Annotated in this window: 23 protein-coding genes; 6 read left to right on the top strand and 17 right to left on the bottom strand. The window is 44.9% G+C overall.

Annotated features, from left to right (window positions below; translation table 11 throughout):
* The 6 genes from CWC03_RS07080 to CWC03_RS07055 all read left to right on the top strand — a co-directional run bounded on the left by CWC03_RS07080 (position 1) and on the right by CWC03_RS07055 (position 6,063).
* Entirely contained in the window at positions 1-969 is a 969-nt protein-coding gene (locus CWC03_RS07080; protein WP_138581165.1) for a Gfo/Idh/MocA family protein, read from the top strand.
* Positions 966-2,171, top strand: a complete 1,206-nt coding sequence (locus tag CWC03_RS07075; RefSeq protein ID WP_138581164.1) for a DegT/DnrJ/EryC1/StrS family aminotransferase — start codon at positions 966-968, stop codon at positions 2,169-2,171. Before CWC03_RS07080 ends, CWC03_RS07075 begins: the two co-directional genes overlap by 4 nt.
* Entirely contained in the window at positions 2,161-3,630 is a 1,470-nt protein-coding gene (locus tag CWC03_RS07070) for a PfkB family carbohydrate kinase (protein ID WP_138581163.1), read from the top strand. The genes CWC03_RS07075 and CWC03_RS07070 overlap by 11 nt, the downstream gene beginning before the upstream one ends.
* A 1-nt stretch (position 3,631) precedes the next feature.
* Complete coding sequence (locus CWC03_RS07065) at positions 3,632-4,375, top strand: nucleotidyltransferase family protein (RefSeq protein WP_138581162.1); 744 nt, start codon at positions 3,632-3,634, stop codon at positions 4,373-4,375.
* A gap of 79 nt (positions 4,376-4,454) precedes the next feature.
* Positions 4,455-5,084, top strand: a complete 630-nt coding sequence (locus CWC03_RS07060; RefSeq protein WP_249313965.1) for a class I SAM-dependent methyltransferase — start codon at positions 4,455-4,457, stop codon at positions 5,082-5,084.
* On the top strand, positions 5,074-6,063 hold the full coding sequence (locus CWC03_RS07055) for a GNAT family N-acetyltransferase (RefSeq protein WP_138581160.1): 990 nt from the start codon (positions 5,074-5,076) through the stop codon (positions 6,061-6,063). Before CWC03_RS07060 ends, CWC03_RS07055 begins: the two co-directional genes overlap by 11 nt.
* Here the strand turns inward: CWC03_RS07055 and CWC03_RS07050 are convergent.
* The 17 genes from CWC03_RS07050 to CWC03_RS06970 form a co-directional block, all read right to left on the bottom strand.
* Positions 6,060-7,436, bottom strand: a complete 1,377-nt coding sequence (locus tag CWC03_RS07050; protein WP_138581159.1) for an NAD(P)-binding protein — start codon at positions 7,434-7,436, stop codon at positions 6,060-6,062. The two genes, CWC03_RS07055 and CWC03_RS07050, sit on opposite strands and share 4 nt — an antisense overlap.
* A gap of 2 nt (positions 7,437-7,438) precedes the next feature.
* Positions 7,439-8,767: a DUF4910 domain-containing protein gene (locus CWC03_RS07045; protein WP_138581158.1), complete on the bottom strand. Its 1,329-nt coding sequence runs from the start codon at positions 8,765-8,767 to the stop codon at positions 7,439-7,441.
* The gene (locus tag CWC03_RS07040; RefSeq protein WP_138581157.1) at positions 8,767-10,854 is read right to left on the bottom strand and encodes a motility associated factor glycosyltransferase family protein; all 2,088 of its coding nucleotides are present in this window, start codon (positions 10,852-10,854) and stop codon (positions 8,767-8,769) included. Before CWC03_RS07040 ends, CWC03_RS07045 begins: the two co-directional genes overlap by 1 nt.
* Positions 10,855-10,872: 18 nt before the next feature.
* Positions 10,873-11,169: a hypothetical protein gene (locus tag CWC03_RS07035; RefSeq protein ID WP_138581156.1), complete on the bottom strand. Its 297-nt coding sequence runs from the start codon at positions 11,167-11,169 to the stop codon at positions 10,873-10,875.
* Complete coding sequence (gene fliS / locus CWC03_RS07030; RefSeq protein WP_010369245.1) at positions 11,159-11,587, bottom strand: flagellar export chaperone FliS; 429 nt, start codon at positions 11,585-11,587, stop codon at positions 11,159-11,161. Before fliS ends, CWC03_RS07035 begins: the two co-directional genes overlap by 11 nt.
* Before the next feature lie 17 nt (positions 11,588-11,604).
* The gene (fliD, locus tag CWC03_RS07025; RefSeq protein WP_017218081.1) at positions 11,605-13,014 is read right to left on the bottom strand and encodes a flagellar filament capping protein FliD; all 1,410 of its coding nucleotides are present in this window, start codon (positions 13,012-13,014) and stop codon (positions 11,605-11,607) included.
* Between the two features lie 18 nt (positions 13,015-13,032).
* Entirely contained in the window at positions 13,033-13,443 is a 411-nt protein-coding gene (locus tag CWC03_RS07020; RefSeq protein ID WP_010369249.1) for a flagellar protein FlaG, read from the bottom strand.
* Positions 13,444-13,525: 82 nt separating this feature from the next.
* Entirely contained in the window at positions 13,526-14,488 is a 963-nt protein-coding gene (locus tag CWC03_RS07015) for a flagellin N-terminal helical domain-containing protein (protein ID WP_010369251.1), read from the bottom strand.
* Positions 14,489-14,650: 162 nt separating this feature from the next.
* On the bottom strand, positions 14,651-15,616 hold the full coding sequence (locus CWC03_RS07010; RefSeq protein ID WP_010369253.1) for a flagellin N-terminal helical domain-containing protein: 966 nt from the start codon (positions 15,614-15,616) through the stop codon (positions 14,651-14,653).
* 504 nt (positions 15,617-16,120) lie between these two features.
* Positions 16,121-17,083 carry a flagellin N-terminal helical domain-containing protein gene (locus CWC03_RS07005; RefSeq protein WP_138581155.1) on the bottom strand — a complete coding sequence of 321 codons (963 nt, stop codon included), beginning with the start codon at positions 17,081-17,083 and terminating at the stop codon, positions 16,121-16,123.
* A gap of 317 nt (positions 17,084-17,400) precedes the next feature.
* The gene (gene flgL, locus CWC03_RS07000) at positions 17,401-18,636 is read right to left on the bottom strand and encodes a flagellar hook-associated protein FlgL (RefSeq protein WP_138581154.1); all 1,236 of its coding nucleotides are present in this window, start codon (positions 18,634-18,636) and stop codon (positions 17,401-17,403) included.
* A 2-nt stretch (positions 18,637-18,638) separates the two neighbouring features.
* Positions 18,639-20,651 carry a flagellar hook-associated protein FlgK gene (gene flgK, locus CWC03_RS06995; RefSeq protein WP_138581153.1) on the bottom strand — a complete coding sequence of 671 codons (2,013 nt, stop codon included), beginning with the start codon at positions 20,649-20,651 and terminating at the stop codon, positions 18,639-18,641.
* 1 nt (position 20,652) lies between these two features.
* A complete protein-coding gene (gene flgJ, locus CWC03_RS06990) occupies positions 20,653-21,627 on the bottom strand; it encodes a flagellar assembly peptidoglycan hydrolase FlgJ (protein WP_138581152.1) in 975 nt (324 codons plus the stop codon).
* 108 nt (positions 21,628-21,735) lie between these two features.
* A complete protein-coding gene (locus CWC03_RS06985) occupies positions 21,736-22,836 on the bottom strand; it encodes a flagellar basal body P-ring protein FlgI (protein WP_010606307.1) in 1,101 nt (366 codons plus the stop codon).
* Positions 22,837-22,855: 19 nt separating this feature from the next.
* On the bottom strand, positions 22,856-23,539 hold the full coding sequence (flgH, locus tag CWC03_RS06980; protein WP_010606306.1) for a flagellar basal body L-ring protein FlgH: 684 nt from the start codon (positions 23,537-23,539) through the stop codon (positions 22,856-22,858).
* A gap of 16 nt (positions 23,540-23,555) precedes the next feature.
* A complete protein-coding gene (gene flgG, locus CWC03_RS06975) occupies positions 23,556-24,344 on the bottom strand; it encodes a flagellar basal-body rod protein FlgG (protein WP_010606305.1) in 789 nt (262 codons plus the stop codon).
* Positions 24,345-24,360: 16 nt separating this feature from the next.
* Positions 24,361-25,125, bottom strand: coding sequence for a flagellar basal body rod protein FlgF (locus CWC03_RS06970; protein WP_138581151.1), 765 nt, complete (start codon positions 25,123-25,125; stop codon positions 24,361-24,363).
* Positions 25,126-25,213 lie beyond the last annotated feature (88 nt).

The raw sequence follows: 25,213 nt of genomic DNA, 5'->3' as shown, positions 1-25,213 counted from the left end.
ATGAGCGCACACACTTCACTTTCACTGGCACTGGTTGGACTCGGCAGTTGGGGACAAAAAATTGCGCGTACACTCAATGAAGAAATCACCAGCGCGTCTCTGGACTTTGTCGTCACAAGCAACGAAAACCCTCACGACTTCGTATTACCGCATTGCCAAGTGTTTAATTCTGTGGATGCGCTACTGAGCAGTGATGTAAAAGTAGATGGCGTGATTTTGGCCCTGCCTCCGCATATCAACAAAACAGTGTCACTGAAAGTTATGGCCGCTGGCATTCCTTTATTTATCGAAAAGCCTATGGCTATGAGCATTGCAGATGCAACCGAGATGCTTGACTTCGCCAGAGCACAAAAAGCCATTGTGGCTGTCGATCACATCGACCTGCATCACAGTGCGATTACACAACTACGCCGCCTGCAACCTGGTGTACCTACACATCTTGAGGCCAAAATAGGGGCGGCCTACAATCCCAGAGAAAATTGGCCGCCACTTTGGGAGTATTCCCCGCACTTTATTGCCGCAGCACTGGAGTTTTGCGGCGAATTGCCAAACACCATCTCCAGTCGGGCACTACCTGTCGAAGCAGGTCTGTCACAGGATGTATTAAGAGAAAATATTGAAGTGACTATGACCTTTAGTAATGGCAGTACGGCAACCGTTGTTGGTGGGAATGGGATGGCCAAGAAAACCAGAGAAATGACTGTGACCTATAGCAACGACGTCTACCATTTCGTAGACAGAGAGGACCCGGATCTGTTTGTCGAATACCTGGATAGCGGGCAAAGTCAGCCGCTTAGCTCACCAAATCGGATGCCACTTGGGCTGTCTCTTGAGTCTTTCATCGCTAAGGTTCAACGCGGTCAGTCGTGTTGTGAGGAGTTTGAGCTGGGCCTCAATGTGGTGAAAATACTCACTGGCGCAGATCTGTCGCGTCAGACAAAACAACCTGTCAGGTGGAGTGCGTTATGAGTAAAGAACCCCTTGCTATCTTGGGCGGCAACCCGGTACGTACCACACCTATGCCTGCCCGAAAGGCATTTGGCACGAGTGAAATAGACGCGCTCAATAAGGTGATTGCACATTATCAGCACAGTGAATCCGATCCTCCCTACGGCGGCGACTTTGAGCAAGCTTATTGCAACGCCTTTTCTGAGTATATGGGTGGCGGTTACAGCGTAGCCGTTGCCACCGGCACGGCATCCGTATTCGTTGCCCTTGCAGCGCTGATGCTGTCTAAAGGTCAGGAAGTTATTCTTTCACCGGTGACCGATTCGGGGCCCCTCGCGTCGATTATTCACCAGGGATATGTGCCTGTGATAGCCGATGCGGCTGAGGATAGCTATAACAGCACCTGGGAACAAATCGAACCGCTGATCACGGACAAAACCGGCGCGATTATTTTGGTTCACTGTGCGGGTATCCCCACCGACGTTGAAACCATAGTGACTCAGGCACACCAACGCGGCATCAAAGTCATTGAAGATTGCTCTCAAGCGCCAGGCGCGAGATGGAACGGTCAAAAGGTTGGCGGGTTTGGCGATATCATGGCAACCTCCACCATGTATCGTAAAAATATTGCTGCCCCTGGCAGCGGCGGCATAGTTTACACTAAAAGCCAGTCTTTATATCACATGGCTTTAGCGCATGCGGACAGAGGAAAACCAGTTTGGCAAGAAGGGTACGCAGAGCGAGACCCCTCGCTTAACCTGTTTCCCGCCCTTAACTGGAATACCAACGAGCTTTCCTGTGCGGTTGCCCATGCTTCTTTGTCTCGTCTTGACGAGACCATCACTGCGCGTAACGCGGTGCAAAATGCGCTAATTGAATGGATTAACACCCAATCGACATGCTGTTATGTTGCCAAGTTCTCTGGCAGTGCGTCACCGTTTTTCCTTCAGGTGTTTATTCGCGAGGAGACACTCAGCGTAGATAAACTGACATTTTGTCAGGCACTGCAAGCTGAGGGAGTAGACCTGAATCCGGACTATAAATTCCTGATCAGTGACTGGAAGTGGGCATTGCCCTACATCAAGCCCCCATTATCAACGCCAAATACCATGTCTGCGCGGGACAGATCGTTTAACCTGTACTTAAATGAACAATATACCCAGCAAGAAGTGACGGATATTTGCGCCGCCATTGTCAAAGTCGAACAACACTATGCCAAATGACACTCCACAGAAACACACAAGAACTGTCCTGGTGCAAGGCAATTTTGATGTCTTGCACGCTGGGCACATCCGGCTGCTAAAATTCGCTAAAGAATGCGGGGACAGGCTCATTGTCGCTGTCAACGCAGACAAATCTATGGCTGTACGCAGCCGTGTTAGTGAAGAGCTTAGACTGGAAGTGGTGCGCTCCTTAGAGTGTGTTGATGAAGCGCATATCACCACAGCCACTCCGGAGCAAGAGGTTGCACAATTCAAGCCCCAAATCGTCGTTAAGGGGAAAGAGTTTGAGTCACGTTCAAACCCTGAACTCGCGGTCTTAAATAGCTACGGAGGCAAGCTTATTTTTGGCTCAGGTGAGTTTGAAAGTAATTCTGAGCACTTTTTCCGCCGCAGCAAAAAGCCCGCGCCGGGAATGGATTATGCCGAGGCACGTGGATTTGCTAATCGTCATAGCATAGCAGCTGAAGACTTACATGAGTTGTTTGATGCAATGAAATCTCTGCGTGTTCTGGTCATTGGCGAAGTCATCGTCGACGAATATGTACAAGGTACGGCCGTAGGATTATCACAGGAAGATCCGACTATCGTGATCACCCCAAACCGCAAAGACACGTTCTTAGGTGGCGCAGCCATCACCGCAGGACACATAAAAGCACTGGGTGCTGAGCATGTGGTGCTAGCTTCGGTGTTAGGCGAAGATCAAACCGCTGATTATACACGCTCGCAAATCACTGACTATCAGGTCGAGCCTTTGTTCTTTACCGATCAAAGTCGCCCTACCCCATTGAAAACCCGCTACCGCGCCAGCAATAAAACCTTGCTGCGGGTTAATCAGGTACGTCAACACAAGATATCACAGGAGTTGCAGGCGCAAATATATCAGGCAATCGAAAGCCAACTCAATCAGATTGACCTGTTGGTCTTTTCTGATTTCAACTACGGCTTGCTGCCACAACCATTGGTCGAGAAAATTGCTGCTGCCTGCCATCAGCGTGGGATCAAACTGGTTGCAGACTCTCAGACTTCTTCACAAGTGGGAGATATTGCCCGCTACTGTAATATGGATTTGTTAACCCCCACAGAGCGAGAAGTGCGCGTATCTCTGAATAATCCGGACGACGGTCTAGTTATCCTTGCGCAGAAACTCACTGAGGTGTCACTGCCAAAGAATTTGGTTATTACGCTGGCCGAAGAAGGGATCCTCATTCACAAACCGAATGACACATTTGATGATTGGGAGAACGATCGCCTGCCCGCGTTAAACACCAACGCCGTCGACCCTGCTGGCGCAGGTGACTGCTTTTTAGCTGCCAGTTCGCTGGCGCTGGTTGCGGGTGCTAACATCTGGCAGGCCTGCTACCTGGGTAGCCTGGCTGCCGCATGTCAGGTTGCTTCACTGGGTAATACCCCTTTGTCTTGTCAAATTCTTGAACAAGCCGTTAAGGATTCATTTAGTTAATATGAAAGCCATTCTACTTGCCGCGGGCCTTGGCACCCGCCTGCGGCCAATCACTGATACTCTGCCAAAGTGCCTTGTTCCAATCAATGGACAGCCCCTGCTGGGTTTATGGCTAGACAAACTCGTTCAGCTTGGGGTCGAAGAGATCCTCATCAATACCCACTATTTTAATGAACAGGTTGAAGCTTTTGTGGCCGCCAGCCCCTATCAGGACCGAATTACCTTGAGTTACGAACCTGAATTGATGGGCACTGCGGGCACACTGGTACGCAATCGAACTTTCTGGCAAAGCCAGACTTGCATGGTGATCCATGCTGACAACTATTGTCAAAGCTCATTAGCGGGTATGCTTGAGGCACATAACCAACGCCGGACGCAGACCGATGCCACGTTACTGTTGTTCGAAACCCCGATGCCCCGTAGCTGTGGTATTGTAAAATTGGATGAAAATCTGGTTATTCAGGAGTTTCATGAAAAGGTCGAGCACCCGCCTGGCAACCTTGCCAGTGGTGCCCTCTTTATATTTTCACCTGACGTCTATGAACGCTACTTCTCTCACCTGGAAGCACAGCGGCCCTATGAGCTCAGCCTTGATGTTGTGCCAAATATGATTGGTAAGTTACAAGGCTGGCTGGTCGATGATCATTACATAGATATTGGCACGCCAGACAGCTACGCACAGGCGCAAAACATGGCCCGAACAGCGGCTCATCTTTCCAGCGATGCTGGCTCAAACCTTGCTTAACAATAGCATAGTTACTTCGAAGGATTTATTTATGTCATTTTGTCAAAACTGGGATCAACTGTACCGCAGCAATCAACACATGTCCGTATGGCCGTGGAGCGAAGTCGTCAGTGGTGCACTACGTAATACTCGTCTGCGCGACGGCGATCCGTCGTTCACCATACTGGAAGTGGGCTGTGGTGCGGGCGCGAACTTCCCCTTTTTCTTGAGCTATTGTCCAAACGTCTATGGCATTGATGGTAGTGATTTTATTATCGGTGAACTGAAGAATCGGTTCACTGATATTGCCGGTAACTTACATGTGGGCGACTTTACACAACCCTGGCCCTTTGAGACACAATTCGATTTAATCGTCGACCGGGGCGCATCCGTACACAATCCCGCCAGTAGCATTCAGCGCTACCTGGATCAGGCATACGACCAGCTTAAGCCGGGCGGTGTAATTCTGATCACAGACTGGTTTAGCACCGAGCACTCTGATTACGCAAAAGCACCGGAGTCAGTCGATCAATATACCAAAACAGGTTACACCTGGGGCCCGTTTGCAGGCGTCGGTAACGTAAACTTCTTTGATGCTGATCTTATCCACCAACTGGTATCAAAATTTGAGATAGTTTCTCTGAGCCATTCTCAGTCCAGTGAATATGGGAGTGACGGCGTCCATGCGGCGTGGAGTATGGTACTGAAAAAGCTATCCCATGAAGAATAAGTTTAACCTGGAACGCTGTGAGCTGAACCCGAACTGGGACAGCTTCATTACCACATCCCCCCATGGCAGTCCGTTTATTCATAGCCAGTTTATTGCACTGCTGGGTGTGAAGTATCACGCCTATTATTGCTGTAAAGGCAAGGAAAAAATAGCCGCTGTGCTACTGATCGTAGATGAAAGCGAAACTCAGGTCATTGGCCACCATGATGTGATCCATGACGGCATAGCGCATCGCAATATCAGTCACCTTAATCGTGCCCAGGGCCATTCCGAGTTGTTCGCCGCGCAAGAGTATATTGCCGAATACCTCGCAGAGCACTACACTCAGGTGCAGCTCAAATTACATCCGGCTATTAAGGATATTCGTGCTTTTTTGTGGGTCAATTATCATAACGATGGACCCAAGTATGCCGTGATCCCACGCTATACCTCCATACTTGAGCTGGACGAGTTTGCGGCACCACAGGATACACTAGAACGCTCCGACAACTATAACAACAGCTCTGTGTCGAGGCGTCAGGAGATCCGCTACGGTATTAAAAAAGAAGTGACCCTGAGTGAATCAAAAGACTTCGCTTTATTTGCCAAGTACTACGGAATGACCATGGCTCGCCAAGGAATTGAAATTAGTACAGCACAACTGGATGCGCTTGCATTCAGAGTCAAAAACCTGGCACAGCAGGGGTTGCTCTGCATGTATCAGGCACAGACTCGTGAGCAGGAAATTGGCAGTTTCGCGACTTACTTACTCCATCAGAACATGGCTTATTATTTTTACGGCGCAAACCATCCTGATATGCGGGACAGCCATACTGGTACTGCTGTGCTATGGCAGGCTTTCCCGTTGCTCGCACAAAAAGGCATATCACAGTTAGATTTAGAGGGGATTAACAGCCCTCAGAGAGGCTGGTTCAAACTAAGTTTTGGCGGCAATGTAGAGCCATACTTTCACATTAGGTTGGCAAAAACCGACGCTTAGCGTGCGTCGGTTGCCTGCATAATGGACTCGTAGGCCTCGATCAGCACCTCAGCCTGACGCCAGCATTTTCCGCTGAATCGACCTGATACGACGACATTGTCAACACAGTTTGACAATGTCTCGTAGTTTTGCTGATTAACAGCCTGAAACTCTGTGGTGGGTACCGGAAACGTGTTGTTAATCACCTGAGTCTGTCCACTGACGCACTTTGCCTGCGGGTCAACTATCCCCATCGACACGAGCTCATCGATAACCTCAGGCTGGGTAAAGGAATCAACTTCATCGGGACTGCACAAGATCTCCGCGGATAAGTGATTATGGTTACTCTGCCCGGTTAGGTTTGGATATAAGGTCAGGCGAAATATCGCACTACTCGGATCCCAGACCCAGAGATAATGAGACTTCTTATCAAGCAGGGGTCTGTCAAAGTTAAGATGAAAAATAAGCGCTGTGCGCAAAGTCACCTGACCTCTGGCCGGAGTCAGGCCCATCGCGGCTAAGGCAATAAAAGGTGGCGCACTCCAGAAAAGAAAATCGCAGTCAAGTACGCGTTCACTGTTAGCCAAAACCAGACTAGTCACTTTTTTATCATGATGCGCAATGTTTGCCACACGCTCTGAAGTGATAATTTCAACCCCGGCGCGCTCAACACGCTTTTGCAGTTGAGTGACCCAATAGCCAATGCCCTCTCCTGTCGTTGGGTAATAGTAAGTCACCTCGCTGAGATTATCCTGTGCTTTGCGCTGCTGAAAATCGGCTTCCCGCTGATAACCTAGCTTAGCATCAAAGGCCGGAAGCTGCTTAAGGGTGGCTGTTACATCAGCGGGCAATGCCAGAATACGGGTAAAACCAAATAATCCCGCAGCCATAGTCAATGACTTCAGCGGCGCATCCTGCCCATACAACTTACGCAATATTGGCACCACAATACTTTCTGTGAAGACGACACCTAAAGAATTAGCACAGTAGTCATAGAGTAAATTAGACTCTGGTAGATCAGTGTGATTGATGAGTTCACCACAACCCTGCTGATACATGTCTTGTGGTAACTTAGAAGCGTCCGGAAATGGGCTGTTCAAGTCCCAGCTGCCACCGAAATAGTTACCTGAGCATAGCCTGGCAATTTTATGCCAACTGCTTGTATCCGCATCTGCGAATAATATCTCGTCTAACTCCGCCACACCGGTGGCGTTGGGAATATGTGAGCCCATATCATAAGCAGCACCAGAGCTGTCTTTAACAGAGCAAAACAAGCCACCAACCGTATCGGCTTGCTCGATCAACACCACATTAGTAAAGCGTTGCTTTAACAGCAAAGCCGCCACCATGCCACAAATGCCGCCGCCAACAACAACCGCCTGAGTATTCGCCATAACTACGCCTCCAGCTGACTCTTTAGAGGGAGCATTTTCAACAACGCATGTGCCTCCAGCTTATTGATTGCACCCGCAAATTCCGTGACAGACTGACTGTACTTTTCTGCAATGTCTATGGTGTCATGCTCCCCATCGCTGTAACAGAGCAACATCTTGATATGATTGAGCTCGTCTAGCTGACGGGTCCGCTCTTCACTGAAAAAACTGAGTGTTGGGTATAACCCCCGGTTGCCCAAGTTAGGCTCGCCATACGGGTGAGTATTTTCAAACCGCGCACTTTGCTCAAACGCCAGAAAAATTTTTTCCAGTTTATCAATGCTATCCAGCAGCGGTTTTATGCCCATATAGTCTTTGTTATCGAGTGATGTGTGGTATTCCTTATAACCAGTATGAAAACTGCGGCTTACGCAACATACGGGGAACTGAAACCCGGGTGCATTGTACTGGCGCTCATCGGAGCCGCTAAGCGGGCTAAATGGAATATTGCTATGGCCATGGCCTTGCTCACTCAGATGATACAAGAGTTTGTCAAGTAACCCGTTGTCATTGCGGCTGTGCTTAAAAACCAGTTCCTGAGGGTCTCCCCCTAAGCAGTTAAGTACCAGCCCGGATACCAGGTGCTGGCGAAAATGACCCTGCATCAGGTGCAGTACCCCAAGACTCCCGATGGTCTCCGGGTGCAGCATAAAACGGTATGTGTAGCGGCGGTTCGGCCACTGTTTTATCCTGTGATACAAACCCAGTAACACCAGCGGACCACTCAGCTCATTATTGGCCATGGAAGGGTGGCATAGATAGGAGCTAAGTAACACTTCCTGATCCGATTGCCCCTCAAGCACGGTTTGAGCAAGATCTAAGTGCCCATCGACAAAACGGCTTTTAATCACTGCACGATACTGGCCCGGCTTTAGCTGCTCACGGCGTGACTGGCTAACACAAAAACCCCAGCGCTTCTTGTAATAACTGGTCACATAAGGCACCGCCTCAGGCAGCTCAGGTAAACTGTACAAATGAGATTGCAACTCTTCCAGAGACAAAGTGATGTCCACGGGCTCGGAGTAATTCACGACTTCAAGGTTGAGTCTGTGCATATCCGCCACTCGCTCACCATCAGGCCCCAGCAGATACGCTTCATCGCAGTGCCATTCCTGCGGAACCTGCCAGTCAAACAGAGCTGTCCCCGAGGGAATAGACAGCCGCTCCAATGGCATATATCGTCCAAATATGCCGTAACTTTGTCTGAGCCCAGGTCCGGTGATCGACCTTAAGATTGGAAACAACTCGTCATAAAGGTCACTGTAAAATTGCTCACTTTCTTCGTAGTGCACTACTGCAACTCCTTTCCTAGATCACATTTTTCAGTGTAATGTTCACAAAAATGAGTATAAATTTCCTTGATATAACTCATCCAAAGCTGATTCAGCCTTTCATATTGTGCTAAGCAAAAAGTTTCATCTTCGTATGTATAAAGTAAGGTTATCATCGGACAGTGATAATACAGTAGCGACCCTTTTACCAAATGAAATAGATGTCCCAGAATAGAGTCTCGATATGCAAACAAATAGCGTGATTGACGCCTTAGCTGATCCGCTGCTTCTTGCCTGGACTTCACGGGTTCTGACGCTATCTCACAAATATGCAAAACAAGTTCATTAAGGCTATCTAGTGCAATAAATTCATCACTTACATCATCAAGGTTAAATACATCAAAGCAATCAGACTTAATTAACTCTACAGTTTCAGTAATATCATAATCTTCTTCAATATCGAGTAAGTCATCTGCTTTTACTGGTAGTGCCTTTTCAATTTTAGCGCCGCTCCCGATATTTAAACACGTTTTGACATCATAGTAATTAAGCAGCTTTTCAAGTTGGGCATGAGCGATCATAAATAGATCGTTTGATACAACGATGCCACCGAGATTACCTTCTAAAGTGTGGCCTTGTATCTCTAAGTGGCCCAACCCCAACGATTCATCATCGTCATTACTAGGCCTGTAAATACTGTCTTTGCTGTGATGTGCACCTCTTGGGTCTTTTCCATTGTCTACGCCAAATAGATACACATTTCTAAACCCTAAATATAAGGCAAATGATAAAGCGGTATTTGCAACAACTGGATTACTATACGGGATTTTTGGCAAAGTCTGTGACATACAACGCAATGCGATAATGTCCATCATCGAAGTACCAGCCTCAGAGCCTTTTGCAGCGATGCCAGCCCATTTGTATCTTTTATTTGTATCTGGGTATAAGGTGCTTAACCCGATTAGATTGGTATTTTGATAAACCTCTGGTGGAACAATATCACCAAAGATTTTGTAATTTGAATATGGCCTTTCTACTAAAACGTGAAAATCAACTGGGATCCCCTTTCTGTACAAAGTGGCGATCGATGTGCCTGCAGCAATTACAATTGCTTTTTTGTGATTGCGCTTAATAAAATCTTCAGCTTCATCTAACGAAGGACCATTGCCTATAATGAAAACAGGTGTGTCTTTATTTAAGTTTGTGCTCGCCTTGGTAAGCCATGCCGCTTTGTTTCTAACATGGTGAATGCTGTGTGCTAACCCTGTCACGGCGTCATTATAAAATCCGTGTCCAAATTGAAAACGGAAATAATCCTTCGCCCATTGTTGAATAAGCACATTCAATCGTGCATCTGGTGTGTGCTGATAACAAAAGCTTCTAACTAGAGCAAATGCGCCAACATCTTCAGCTATTTTTTCAATGTCTCGGATAAACGTACTATGGTCAACTCCTAAGTGAAAAAATAAACATCCACCCTGCTTGTCAATATCTGAAATAATCTGGTACCAGTCGGTACAAAATAAACTCGCAAAGAACTGTTCAAAGTCGGGCTCAATTAGGAAAGTATAATCAAACTGAGTCCGTTCGAACAATAATGGGATGTGATACCCCAAACCAATACCGAAAATAATAGCTGTTGGAAAGTGCTCAGGTAAATAGGTTAGCTTTTCTTCGCCTTGGTTTCGAATATCAACCATCAAGTTGGTCAGTTCGGTCATATAACGGACATGTAGGCGCTCATCTTCTTGATTTTGACCGTAACCGGTATAATCAGTAAGACTTAGTACAGGCTTACTGAGCTGCTTCTCAACTTGAGTTTGGGTTTGCTCTATCGGTGATTGAGAATAAATTGGCGCTGTGCAGCCCTTTGGAATAAAGTTACCATGCCCTGATGCAGTCACGTGCAGACAAAAATCTTCACGAACGTGATACTCCTTGATGGTCTGTGCAATACTGGGGAAATATTTTTCGAAACTTTTTAAATTTTGATTAAAACGTTCGTTAGCTTCTTCAGCAAACTTGGCTTCTTTAGCCTGATGAGCAGCGGTATCCGATAGTTGCTCACTTAGAGACTCTAATTGTTGTGATAAGGGGTCTTTGTTCATACATTTGCCGGTGTCGTATTAAATATTTTTATACGCTTTGATCTTTTTTTTATTGCCAATAACTTGTGATAGTTCTTTTGCAACAGCGCTTTTTTCCTGCTGCAACTGGCTCATTATTGATTGGATTTGATTGAATATGACTAGAGCCGATTGTTGAGCTTGTTCTGAATCAGCTAACACATCAGCTGTTAATGTTGTCCGGAGCTGTTTGTCTATCTTAATGAAAAGACATTGAGCCTCTTTCAGCTCACCTGCCTGACAAGCAGCATCCAGCTTATTAAGGGTTGCTTCTATGTGAGCTAACTCAGCCGACATTAGCATCCGCGCCGTTAGCATCCAGTGTCTGCTTACGTACATCAATTGGAATCGCATCCCAAGCAGACTTGATTTCCTTCAGCAAATTCGATACCTCATCAACTATAGCGGGGTCATTTTGCATGCTAGCATCTAACAACCTGTCCAACATGTATGAATAAAGGGCATACAGATTCTCTGTTACCTCGCCACCAACTTCAAAGTCTAAGCTTCCACGAAGTGCTTCAATGATAGCTGAAGCCTTAGAAATATGTTCTGCTTTGGCTTCGAGGTGACGCTTTTCAATAGATACCTTTGCAAGTACCATTTTTTCAACGGCACCAGCCATCAACATTTGGATTATTTCATAGCGATCTGCACCTGCAACTCTCGTTTTCAATGCTTCTCTTTGGTAATTTTTGACTCGGGCGTTATACATATCACATGCCTCTTAGTTTACTTAGATTTAGTGAAGCCAGGTAAATTTGCTAATTGAGCACCTAAATAGGACTGTGTTTGTTGCATTTGAGCAATCAACACGTCTAGACCAGCATATTTTTGACGTAACCCCTCTTCCATCGATTTCATTCGATATTCATGATTCAGGACATCATCTTCTAAATCATCTAACTGGCTATTTAAGCTTGTCTCACGTTGCTTCAATATGCCTTTAGAATCGACGTAATTACCTAGCAACTCTTCAAGTTGTTTAGCTACACCGTTATCACCTGCAAAAGCCTTGCCAATATCATCGTAGTTATCGTCCATAGCTTCATTAAGACTTCTTACCAGTGAAGATTTTTCAAGATATCCATCTTTTTTAACGCCGAGGCCAATATCAAAAATGGAACCAAATGGGCCTGCGTCTGTAAGCTCTGAAGATAGAGTCGATATCATCTGGTCGCTCAATGTCCTCATTGAGGAGTCACCGTTTAACGGTCTACCAACTCGAGTGTGAAGGCCAATAGTGCCAATCAAGTTATTATAATTTGCAATAAACTCGTCAATCATTTTGCTAATAGATTCACGATCGTAATCAATATTTAATTTAGCTGTCGCATAACCATCAGTATCGTTACCTTCACTAACTTCAAGGGCTCTAATCGTCATGTCTTGCACCGCATCCTTGAATGTGTTGCTATCACTTGTCACTTCAAGGCCATCAACAGTAATAATTGCGTTTTGCGCAGCTTGAACTGTTGTCATTCCACCAGCACCACCACCAGATGCAGTTGTACTGATTGCATCAAGCTCTGCAGTATCCGAAGTTATCGTTAAGTCGTTATTGTCGCCGGTGACATTAGACGTAAGTACAAGCTTAGAACCAACATTACCCGTATTCACGATATTCGCGGTTACCCCGAAATTAGACTCAGAAGAGTTTATTGCGTCTCTGAGTTCAGCAAGTGTCATTCCCGCTGTCACATTTAAATCAAATGACTTATCTGGCCCAGCCCCGAACGAAAGTGTACCTCCAGATGCACTCACTACCGCATCAGTCGATGCAAATGCGTCGTCTGCCGAAATGATTCGGCTACCCTCTGCCAATTGTTTGACGGCAACTTTAAAGTTTCCTACGGATATGTCTGATGTTGGAGTAACGCTGATTATATCTCCGCCACTAGGTTGGGTAATGTTTGCTACTCGCTTACCAAAGTTGTCAGGATCTGCAAGCTTCGCCATCGTATCTTTAAGTTTAGAGATTGCTGACTTTAACTCACCAACCGCAGATAACTCCACTTTTAAAGAGTCTTCTTTTTTGGCAAACGCTTGTAACTTAGGAACATTTTCAGCATCAATTGTCGCTTTAATGATGCTTTCTAAGTCAAGCCCCGAGCCTATACCCGCAGATGTAATTAATGGCATACAACCTCCAACCCAATATTAAGCTGTTTTATCAAACAGCAATCCTCTACTTGACACCTTATCGGCAAACTCTTCAAGAGCTTTAGCCATTTCACGAAACTCCTCTGAAGGAATTTCCCGTATTACTTCATCATTGTTCGTATCGATCACCTTTACAACGGGAGGATCTCCACGTTCGTCAAACTCGAAAGACAAATTAGTTGCTGTAACAGGAATAAACTGATTTAGCTTTTCTAAGTTGCTTTTAATTTCTTCCAAAATGTCAGGCTTTACAGCACCTTGTTCCTCGCTTTGCTTCGTACTAGATTCTGTTTTGCTAGTAGACTCAACCGCACGAGTCGTCTCAGCAGAAGATGCCGTCCTAATTAATTCTTCTGGTTTTGTATGATTGACGAATCCATTTGGTGTAGACGCTTGAACTTCTTTCACAACACACCTCCAAACCTTTTACCGTAAAGTATACGCCAAGTTTGAGAATTATTCACAAACCTGACGCTACAATACTAATCAATTAACCTAGTAGCGATAAAGCTACTTGCGGTCTTTGATTTGCTTGGCTCAAGATAGAACTACTTGCTTGTTGCAAAATCTGCATCTTAGTCAAGTTTGCAGTCTCTTGTGCGAAGTCTGTATCTTGGATCCGAGAACGTGCAGCCGTTAAGTTTTCAGCAACATTCGATTGGTTACGAATAGTTGATTGGAATCGGTTTTGAACCGCACCTAACTCTGCGCGTTTCTTATCAACTACCGCAATCAAGTTATCCATACCAGCTAATACAGCCTGGGCATTCGCTTGCGAAGATACAGAAATACCAGCCGCCGTGAATACATTTGAGAAGACTTTCGCATCTGCTTCGGTACCAATCGTGGTACTAATTGTACCTGTAGTCGCACTGAGTGCCACACCAGTTACACCACTTGCGATGCCTGCGATACCAGACAGTGTGAAGCCGCCATCCGCTTGTAAATCGTTTGTAGTACCTGCCACGTTTTGCATACTAAAGCCGATAGTTTGAACTGCATCGGCACCAACTTGGAAGTTCGCATCATAACTGCCATCAAGCAAGTTTTGACCACCGAATGTCGTATCCGCAGCAACGCGGTTTACTTCTTCAGCTAATGAACGAATTTCCTCTTGTAGTGCGAGCCTATCTTCATCCGTATTCGAGCCGTTCGAAGCCTGCTGAGCAAGCGTTCTAATACGCTGGAACATCTGAGTGGTTTCATCCAGTGCACCTTCGGCTGTTTGCGCTAATGAAATACCGTCGTTGGCGTTTCTCATGCCCTGATTCAGACCATTGATCTGACCATTTAGACGGTTTGTGATTTGCATACCTGCAGCATCATCTTTTGCGCTGTTAATGCGCAAACCTGACGACAAGCGTTGAAAGGATGTATCTAACGCACCTGAGGATTTATTTAGTTGCCGCTGCGCGTTCAATGAACTCACATTGGTATTTACATATAAAGCCATAATAGCCTCCGCTTTATCAACATAACTCGCTGGAGCGGGATACCCCTACCCTGCTACCAACGATGAATAAGAGTCCTAAATTTATAGTTCTCTAATTCTGCTATCGGCTGCTAAAGCGAAAGCTTGAGCTTTATTTGTAATTTTTTTATTTTTTATTCATTTCTAACCCTGAAGTAGGCTCAGTGCCGCTTGTGGACGCTGATTTGCCTGACCGAGAATCGTCTGACTTGCTTGCTGTAATATCTGATTCTTCGTTAATTTGGCTGTTTCTAGTGCAAAGTCAGCATCTTTAATTCGCGATTTTGCTGCCGACAAGTTTTCAGAAATATTAGCTTGGTTCCGTATTGTTGACTGGAATCGGTTTTGTACAGCACCTAACTCTGCACGCTTCTTATCAACTACCGCAATGAGCGCATCCATACCTGCCATTACGGCTTGTGCATTGGCTTGTGAAGAAACCGAGATCCCTCCTGCCGTAAAAACATTTGAGAACACTTTGGCATCAGCCTCAGTACCAATGTTTGTACTAATCGTAGCTGTTGTTGCACTTAATGCAGCACCAGAAACACCACTCGCTACCCCTGCGATCCCTGAAAGAGTGAAGCCACCATTATCTGCCAAACTATTTGCTGTCGCACCTACATATTGCATGCTGAATCCAATAGTTTGAACCGCATCACCACCAACTTGGAAATTAGCAGCATAAGAACCGTCAAGTAAGTTCTGTCCACCAAAAGTAGTATCAGACGCTACCCTATTAACCTCAGAGGCTAGTTGTCTAATTTCTTCTTGAATGGCTAGGCGATCTTCATCAGTGTTAGAACCATTCGCTGCCTGTTGAGATAGGGTACGGATACGTTGGAACATAGAAGTGATTTCATCCATTGCCCCTTCAGCGGTCTGAGCCAATGAAATTCCGTCATTGGCGTTTCGGTTCCCTTGGGTTAAACCCAAAATTTGAGATTGTAATCGATCGGAGATTTGTAACCCGGCCGCATCGTCAGCAGCACTATTAATACGCATACCAGATGACAAACGCTTGAAAGATGTATCTAGCTCATTGCCCGAGTTAGTTAGCTGTCTCTGTGCATTAATAGCACTAACATTTGTATTTACATATAAAGCCATAATTCACTCTCTTTTTGTCAAATCAATATCTAATTGATAGATAGTTAAATGACAAAGCGGCACTTATGCATCGGGTATTCAACCAACTAAGGCAACCAATTGCCACTTTGACGCCAGAATTTACTGTAACTAGTAGCAAGCAAATAGCAGGCCAAAAATCCAAAGCTATGATTAAATAACATAGGGAATTTAAAAATAGGTATTAAGTACTTTGTTTATCGAGGAGCGACTAACTAGCATTTCGGCATCTAGCCGCGGCTTTTTTGATGGATGGAGAGGCTTCAGCTCAAAGTGTAAGGAAATAAAAAGAGGCCAGTTGGCCTCTTTAGATAAATTTGAGAGTGAGTGTCATTTTTCTAGCATAAAGTTGGCATACTTAATGCTTTGGTTAACGTGTTCATTGTTTTAATGAACGCTATTGGATTTAAGCACCTCCGCTTTATCATCCAATTCGGTGCCTAAGCAAATACCCCATTCGGCTTAGGCACCTTTACTTTCCAACTGTTATCCTAGAAGACTTAAAGCAGCCTGAGGACGTTGGTTAGCCTGACTTAGGATTGTTTGGCTAGCCTGTTGAAGGATCTGCATTTTGGTTAAGCTTGCAGTTTCCTGAGCAAAGTCAGTATCTTTGATACGTGATTTCGCAGCCGACAAGTTCTCAGAAATATTTGCTTGGTTACGAATTGTTGATTGGAATCGGTTTTGAACCGCACCTAACTCCGCACGTTTCTTATCAACTACCGCAATCAAGTTATCCATACCAGCGAGTACAGCCTGAGCATTCGCTTGCGAAGATACTGAAATACCGCCTGCTGTGAATACATTTGAGAATACTTTTGCATCAGCTTCAGTACCAATGTTTGTACTGATAGTTTCTGTTGTTGCACTTAGTGCTACACCTGTTACTCCACTTGCGATACCCGCGATACCAGACAGTGTAAAACCGCCGTTTGCCTGCATATCATTTGCTGTACCAGCAACATTTTGCATACTGAAACCGATAGTTTGGACCGCATCAGCACCTACCTGAAAGTTTGCTGAGTAACTACCATCGAGTAAGTTTTGACCACCAAAGGTCGTATCAGCAGCGACACGGTTAACCTCTGAAGACAGAGAACGGATCTCTTCTTGAATCGCAAGACGATCTTCATCAGTATTCGAACCATTTGCTGCTTGTTGAGCTAGAGTACGAATACGCTGAAACATTGACGTTACTTCGTCCATCGCACCTTCAGCAGTTTGAGCTAAAGAGATGCCGTCGTTCGCGTTACGGTTACCTTGGTTTAGACCATTGATTTGTGAACTCAAACGGTCAGAAATCTGTAGGCCTGCAGCATCATCAGCAGCGCTGTTGATACGAAAACCTGATGATAGACGTTTGAATGATGTATCTAGTGCGTTACCAGATTGCATTAATTGTCTTTGTGCGTTCAATGAACTTACGTTAGTATTTACATAAAGTGCCATGATGGTTCTCCCACTTTAAATCGAGTCTTTCACTCTCAAACTTAGATTCTTTTCCAACCTTTGAATGTTTTTCACTCTCCGGCTTGGTTAATTAAGTTATCGGTCGGCAAAAAATTTCCTTTAGTATTTTTTTAAAAAAAAAATTATCATCATGATTTCTATATGCTTTTATTATTGATCAAACAAATATGGCAAAGTTTTGACGCACCTAGGTTACGATCAGAGAATTGAATGAAAATCTACTACTATTCAGTTTGTTACGAGGAAGATTTGAGTTTAAAGCAGTGTGAGAGTAAACGGCCCGTAAAGGCCGCCTTTTAACGAATATAGTCTAATAGAGAAAGATTAGTTAGGCGGCCAAATGTTGCCTGAGAGGCCTGCAGCGCAGTTTCATGCTTGGTGAGCTCTGAAATCGCTGAATAAAAATCGACCTCTATTAAAGCCGCTTTATTCGCTTTGTTATCAACGTCCAAGTCTGAATTTGCATCAGATACAAGCTTTGCAGCATTTAACCTGCCGCCGAGTCCTGCTTGCCCTTGTGATATCTTGATTTTGGCATTGTCTAGTCCAGAGATCCCATCTGCAAGTACCTGTTTGTAATCATCACCCGTAATACTAGTGTCTCTCAATGACGTAATCATAGATTCTAACGTATTTAGAATATTTTCTTTCTGAGGCTTTTCTAAATCAAAGCTGATTTGACCGGAACCAGTACCTTCATATTTAAATTCCATACCTGCTACTTTGACCGAATTACCTTCAAAGCTACCGGTTGAAATAACCGTACCTCCCTGCTCAAGCTGGTAAGTATTTGGCGTACCCGCTGTCACGACTAAGTCAAAGGTGTTTGCACCTGCAGGCGCACTAGGATCAGCGTTGTAATTTGCCTTATGAAACTTATCAAAAACCCCTTGTTCGTCCACATAGACGGAGGCCGATGTAATACCACCAGAAACCACACCTGTGTTTGAAGTAATATTCAGTCGCTTCTCTGCACTTTCGAACACATCAAAACCGTTATCACTGGAACGTATTTCGACGCCCTCAGAAACTTTTATTTTGTGTTGTCCTTGGTCACCGTTATATACGTACTTTCCAGTGGCAGAATCAAAGCTGTAGGTTTGCGTATTATCTTGGTAGCCGGAAAATATAAACTTACCATCTTCACTTTTTGAGTTCATTAAATCCAAAATAGTATCTTGGATGGACTCTAACTCATCAGCGATTGCTTGGCGGTCAACATCGGATAGCCCACCATTACCTGCCTGTATAGACTTCGCGTAAGCACTATCGATAGCCGTTTTAATATTTTCTAGTACTGACTCTTGAGTATCTAATCTCGAAGACAACATAGTCAGGTTCTTAGTAAACTGGTCGTTTGCTTGGATACGGTCGTCAAAAAGCATGGCTCTAGCAGTCGCTGAAGCATCATCAGAAGCACTCAGTACCCGCTTTTGCGTGTTCAGCTGCTGTGTTGCTTTATTCACGTCCTGCTGATTACGCAAAATAGAATTAAGATTAGAATTAAAAATTTGATTTTGAGATAAACGCATAATTACCTCGCTGCACTTAATAAGGTATCGAACACGGTTCTTGCTGCTGAAATGACTTGCGCAGAAGCAGAGTAAGATTGCTGAAAACGTAACAAGTTGGCCGCTTCTTCATCTAGGTTCACGCCCGAAAGAGACTCAAACCAAGCACTTGACTGATTGGCCAGCGCTTCGAATGCCGCGCTATTAGTTTTCGCTTGATTGGTAATAACCCCTACACCAGTGACAATATCAGCGTACGCTTCATTAAAGGTTTTATGGCTCTCAGTACTACCTGTAGACTCTAGATTTTGTCTAACTAAATCCGACGATTTCAGACCATCAAGCGCCGCACCATTACGGTTGTCATCAAAGCCACCGGTGTTAAAACTAATCTCGAAACTGTCACCGGTGTTCGGTGTACCCTCAATATCGAAAGTGAAGCCAAGATTATTAAAAGGTGCTGGCGCTGCTCCCACTGTAGACAGTATATCTTTGCCATTCGCAGGAGCCGTAAAGGTATGCGTTGTACCTGAATTACTGGTTAACGTATATTCGTTAGCATTGGCTGTTTTAGTCAAAGTATAGGGACCATCATTCAAGGTTGGCGGCGTTCCAGCTGTAAAAGCACTGGTCGCTGGGTCAGTATCAGTAACAACCCCAGCTGAGATGGTTGCCGTACCATTATTGTCTGCTGATTTTTCAGTACGAATTGGTGACGCTAATGCAAGTGCTTCTGGTCGTTGAGTTGCAAGCTCCAATCCGGTTGCGGCCTGTTGATTTAATTTCACAAGAAATCTATCACCTGTTGCACCACTACCAGTTACGTTCATTTGTAAGCCAAAATAATCGCCCGTTCCCGTGATGACTCCACCTGCGATATTACCAGTCGTCGGCGTACCGATAGGATTGCCTTTGGCATCTACAGCTGTTATTTCAACGGTTGTTGCACTGGTATAAGTAACTTGAAAATCGGTAGCTGGCAACTCATTGCCGCGCCCAGGCTCAAGTGTTGCCGTAAGCGCTGCGGTGCCTGTATTCTCGCTGTAAGCAAAGCCGCCCACGGTAGGGATCTTAAATAAGTCTCCCCCTATATTGCCATCTAAGTCCATTCCCAATCTATTTTGCTGATTAAAAGCATCTGCCAATGCGAGGCCAATTTGACCTAGTTGGTTCTGTGCTGGGATCAACACTTCATCTCTAAATGCCAGTAACCCGCCGATTTTACCTTTCAAACTGCCGCTATCTAACTCGAGTTGCACAACATTTTTATCTTTAATGTCTAGAATTAGCTCTTTATGGTTGGGATCTGGGTTGCCTTTCATCGCAAATAAATTAAAAGCACCACCTTGCATCACAAGCGCGTCTCCAGTGCCTAAAAATACGAGCTTTTCGCCATTTTCACCGTCGAGTGTTTCTATATCTACGAGTTCAGCAAGCTCTTTAATTGCTTGATCTCGCTCATTTAGCACGCTGTGATCGACATTATTTAGATTAAGTGCAGATTTACTCGCTACTTGCTTATTTAATTCACTTATTTTTTGAACGAGGTTATTAGCTTCTTCCGAGAAAATATCCAATTGCTCATTCACAATACTGTTTTGATCAACAACAATACCTGACAATCTATCCATTTGATCGACTAGACCTTGAGCGCCCGTCATAAATAAAGAGCGGTTAGTTGTCGACGAAGGTAAGTTAATCGCGCTTTGTAAATTATTAAACATCGAGTTGATGCTCTTACTCAGACTGTTTGAGTCTTGAGCAAATAGCGTATCAACGCGGCTTGCTTCAGTGACAAACTGTTCATAGTAAGACTGATTAGAAATATCACGATTTAATTGCTGCTGCGCGAATTGGTTGAGTAAACGCACGGTTTCACCACGGCCAACCATGCCACCTATCATAGTTCCGTGCTCAGTCCGTTCACGGATATACCCTTTGGTATTTAGGTTAGCAATGTTTTTACTGGTGGTTTGTAATAACTCGGAGTTAGCCCTAACCCCTGCAGCACCAATATTTAATAGATCAAATGACATCTCATCTGACTCCCTTTGTTAGCGCACCGGATAAGAAATCGGATACATCAATACGCTTTAAAACTGACTTAATTTTGTTGGCATAATTCGGATCGGTCGCATAGCCTGCATTTTGAAGCTCACTTAAATAAGCATGACTATCACCAGCCTTATTTAAGGCTTGCTCGTATCTCGGATTACCTTTTAGAAAACTGACATAATCATCAAAGCTTTGTTCTAGCGACTTGTAAGCACGGAAATCAGCTTGCTTTTGCACCGGAACCCCTTGCTCAAATTCAAGTGTCGATTTTCTGGCGCTTTCACCACTCCAGCGGCTATCCGCTTTGATATTGAATAGGTTAAAACTGCTACTACCATCTTTTTTGCTGATGATGTGTTTACCCCAACCGGTTTCCAGTGCAGCTTGTGCAACCATTACCGCAGGGTTCAAGCCAAGCTTTTTCGCAGCACTTTGAGCGTATTCCCATATTCTGTCGACGAATTCCTCAGGAGAACTAAAACCTGTTTGTTCATCGCTTGAGGTATCCGCCTTTACTTTGACAGCATGCGGTTCGGGTTTATTCACACTCTCACTCGCTGTCACCTGTTTTTTAAAGGAAATATCGCCGTCAGCTCTCATTACTGAGGCAGGCTTATACTTTTCAGAATTTGGAGACAACTGCTGCACAATCAGATCTGCAAGTCCTAAGCTGCCCTGCTCAGATAAGTGCATCGAAAGTTGCTGATCATGCATTTCTTCAAAAAATTTGACACCACTAGAGTTAAATGGACTGTCTTTATCCTCTAACGCCTCATTCGCTTTACGCATACTTTGTAACAACATTTGCGTAAAGATAGACTCAAACTGTTGTGCCGCCTTCTTCAATGCCTGATCTGAGGCACCTTGATCGCCAGCACCTTTCAGCGCCTCTTTACGGATCGAATCAAGGTTTCCTAGGTCAAAAAAGCTTTGATTTTTCAATTGGTCGGTGTTCATACACTCAGCACTGTTTGACGTTAATAACTATACAAATAGAAATGCAAAATCCGAGCCAAAAAAAAGCCCCACAACTGTGGGGCTAACTAGTTGATTAATAATGGAACATCAAATGACGACTAATTGACCATTTATCGCGCCTGCTTCTTTTAGCGCTTCAAGGATCGCCATTAAATCGCCAGGTGCTGCGCCAACCTGGTTAATTGCCCTAACCAAGTCATCAAGGCTCACGCCTGGGTCAAACACAAACGCTCGAGAGTCATCCTGGTTTACATCAATAATGCTTTGCTGCGTCACTGTTGTTTCGCCATTCGCCAGTGCATTAGGTTGTGACACATTTTGCTGCTCAGCTATTGTTACGGTAAGGCCACCGTGAGTAATTGCCGCAGGCTGTAACTTGACATTTTTGCCGATAACGATAGTGCCAGTGCGCGAGTTAACGATGATCTTCGCGGCGGTATCCGCTGGTTTGAATTCAAGGTTCTCTAGCGTAGACAAGTAAGCAACGCGCTGAGACGGATCTCTTGGTGCAATTACTCGAACTGAAGCTGCATCCATAGGTTTAGCACTGTTTGGTCCAACAAGACCATTGATAGTGTCGGCCAAGCGTTTTGCGGTCGTAAAATCAGGTCTATTCAAGTTAAAGGTGATGTAATCACCCTGAGTAAACGGACTTGGTACCGCTCGCTCCACTGTCGCGCCATTTGCCACGCGGCCTACAGTCGGGGTGTTGATCACAACTCGACTCCCATCAGCACCATCGGCGCCCAAACCACCAACAATCAAACTACCTTGCGCGATTGCATATACATTACCATCAACCCCTTTAAGAAAGGTCTGAAGTAACGTGCCGCCTCGTAAGCTACCAGCACTACCAATAGATGACACAGTAACGTCAATAGTTTGGCCGGGTTTAACAAAAGGTGGCAAGTCAGCGTGAACTGCAACAGCCGCGACATTTTTAATTTTTGGCTTTAAGCTTGCGGGCATCGTGATCCCAAAGCTATTCAACATCGCTTTAAAGCTTTGCTCGGTAAATCTGGTTTGCTCACCGGTACCAGGCAAGCCTACAACTAGGCCGTAGCCAACCAGTTGGTTTGAACGAACACCTTCAACCATACTGACGTCTTTAACTCGCTCAGCAGAAGCCAAAGAAGAAAAACCAACCAACGTAATGGCCGCACCGATAAGCAAAATATTCTTAAGCATATTGTTCATTTTCAGCACCTTAAAACGGCATCAGCGCGCTCATAAAGAAACTCGTTAACCAACCTGCACTTTGTACTTCTTGTTGATCGCCTTTACCCGAATATTGAATTCTGGCATTTGCCACTCGATTGGACTCAACCGTGTTATCTGCCGTTACATCCTGAGGCCTTACTAACCCTTCTAAGCGAATAAATTCCTCGCCGGTGTTAAGGGTTAACCACTTCTCGCCGCGGATCACTAAATTACCGTTAGGCAATACTCGGGTGACATTAACTGAAATATTACCAAATAAGCTGTTGGACTGATTAGACTTCGAGTCACCAGAAAAAGAAGAGCTAGATTTAGCACCAAACTGAATTGCTTCTTTTCCGATATTAATGGCGTTGCCACCTAGACCAATCACAGGATCTAGGCTCGAATCACTGGATTTATCCAGCTCAGAATTTGCAGCTTTGGTTGCCTGAGTCGTTTCTCTGAGTACGATGGTGATAATATCACCGACTCTCAACGCTTTTTTATCCGCATAAAGATCATTGGAAAACTGCGTATTAAACAATGACCCTGTTGCTACCATTTGGGCTTGATTATCCTCGGGATAGATAGGTGCATAATACGGATCGTCACGCACCACATTTTTATTTTGTGTTGTACTACATCCAGATAATGCAGCGACCGTTACGATGGCTAAATATAATGCACGCATAATACCCCCTACCCAATTACAGCTGTTGATTAATGTAGCTCAGCATCTGATCTACCGTTGAAATCACTTTTGAGTTCATTTCATAAACGCGTTGTGTTTCGATTAGATTTACAAGTTCTTCGGTCACGTTAACGTTTGACGTTTCAAGTGCGCCTTGCACAATCTTACCTAAACCTTCAACGCTTGGGTTACCTTGCACAGGTGCTCCACTTACCGCCGTTTCTGTGTACAAGTTCTGCCCAATCGGTTCAAGACCTGATGGATTAATAAAGTCACTGATCGTCAACTGTCCGATAACAACGTTTTCAGCTTGTCCTGCAACGCGCACCGATACTTCACCATCTTGAGAAATAGTAATTGACTGTGCATCGTCGGGTACGTTCATCTCAGGTAACACTGGAAAACCCGCACCTGAGGTAACAATTCGACCTTCTTCATCCGTCGTGAACTGACCGTTTCTTGAATACGCGGTTGTACCATCTGGCATCTGAATCTCAAAAAAGCCCGGACCTTGGATCATCCAATCCAAAGAGTTTTCGGTACTTAACATATTGCCTTGAGAAAAGTTCTTTTGGTTAGCAACCACTTTGGCACCTGCACCAAGCATTAAGCCCGATGGTAGTTCTGTATCTTGAGAGCTGCGGCCACCTGGCTGATTGATGTTTTGATACAGTAAGTCTTCGAATATCGCGCGACTCTTTTTGTAGCCGACGGTACTGGCGTTTGCCAAGTTGTTCGAAATAACTGAAATATCAGTTTGCTGAGCATCTAAGCCTGTTTTACTTATCCACAATGCCGGATTCATAATCTCTACCTCACTCTTAAACTATGCGTAGGAGCGAAGTGTGTCGCTCATCTATTTCTTCAGCTGTTTTCATCAGCTTAATTTGCATTTCAAATTGTCTTTGATGGTTGATCATATCCACCATCTCATGAACGGGGTTGACGTTGGACATCTCTAAGAAGCCACTCATCACTTTTGCAGTCGGAGATATTTCGCAAAAGCCACAGATCCCGTCTTCTAACTTATCTTCTCTTGGTCTATACAGGCCGTCATTGCCTTTCTGTAGTTTACTATTATCTGCTTCAATAATTTTCAGCCTATCAACCACTTCAAGAAAGTTGGCAGGGGCGCCCTGTGGACGCACTTGAATAGAGCCATCGTCACTAAACACCACTTTATCAACGGGGATAGGCAAGACAATAGGTCCACCTTCGCCAATAAGTTGACGCCCATGAGCTGTGACTAACGCACCGTCATTACGAATGTTAAGCGTGCCGACTTTGGTGTAAGCTTCTTCACCCGACGCATCAACGACGCTGATCCACGACTTATCATCTACTGCAATATCAAGCTCACGGCCAGTTTCAACGATTGCACCACCGGTCATATTCGTACCAGGACGTTCTTGCATAGCAAAAACCCGAGAGGGTAATCCTTCTCCGAATGCCTGCATTGAACGCGCTTGAGCAAAATCTGCTTTGAAGCCAGTCGTGTTGGCATTAGCAAGGTTATTCGCTTTGAGTGCCACACCGCGTAAGCTCTGCTTAGCGCCTGACATTGCGATATACACCATTTTATCCATGACGATGACCTATAAAATTCAAACTTAATCTAGTTAATGCAAACACAGTGCCAAAGTGATGAGATGTTTTTGACGGGCATAAAAAAGG

Source organism: Pseudoalteromonas sp. S2755 (assembly GCF_005886535.1).
Classification (GTDB): Bacteria; Pseudomonadota; Gammaproteobacteria; order Enterobacterales; family Alteromonadaceae; genus Pseudoalteromonas.
The sequence above is the reverse complement of the archived record's forward strand: the minus strand, read 5'-3'. Positions and strand labels throughout refer to the sequence as shown.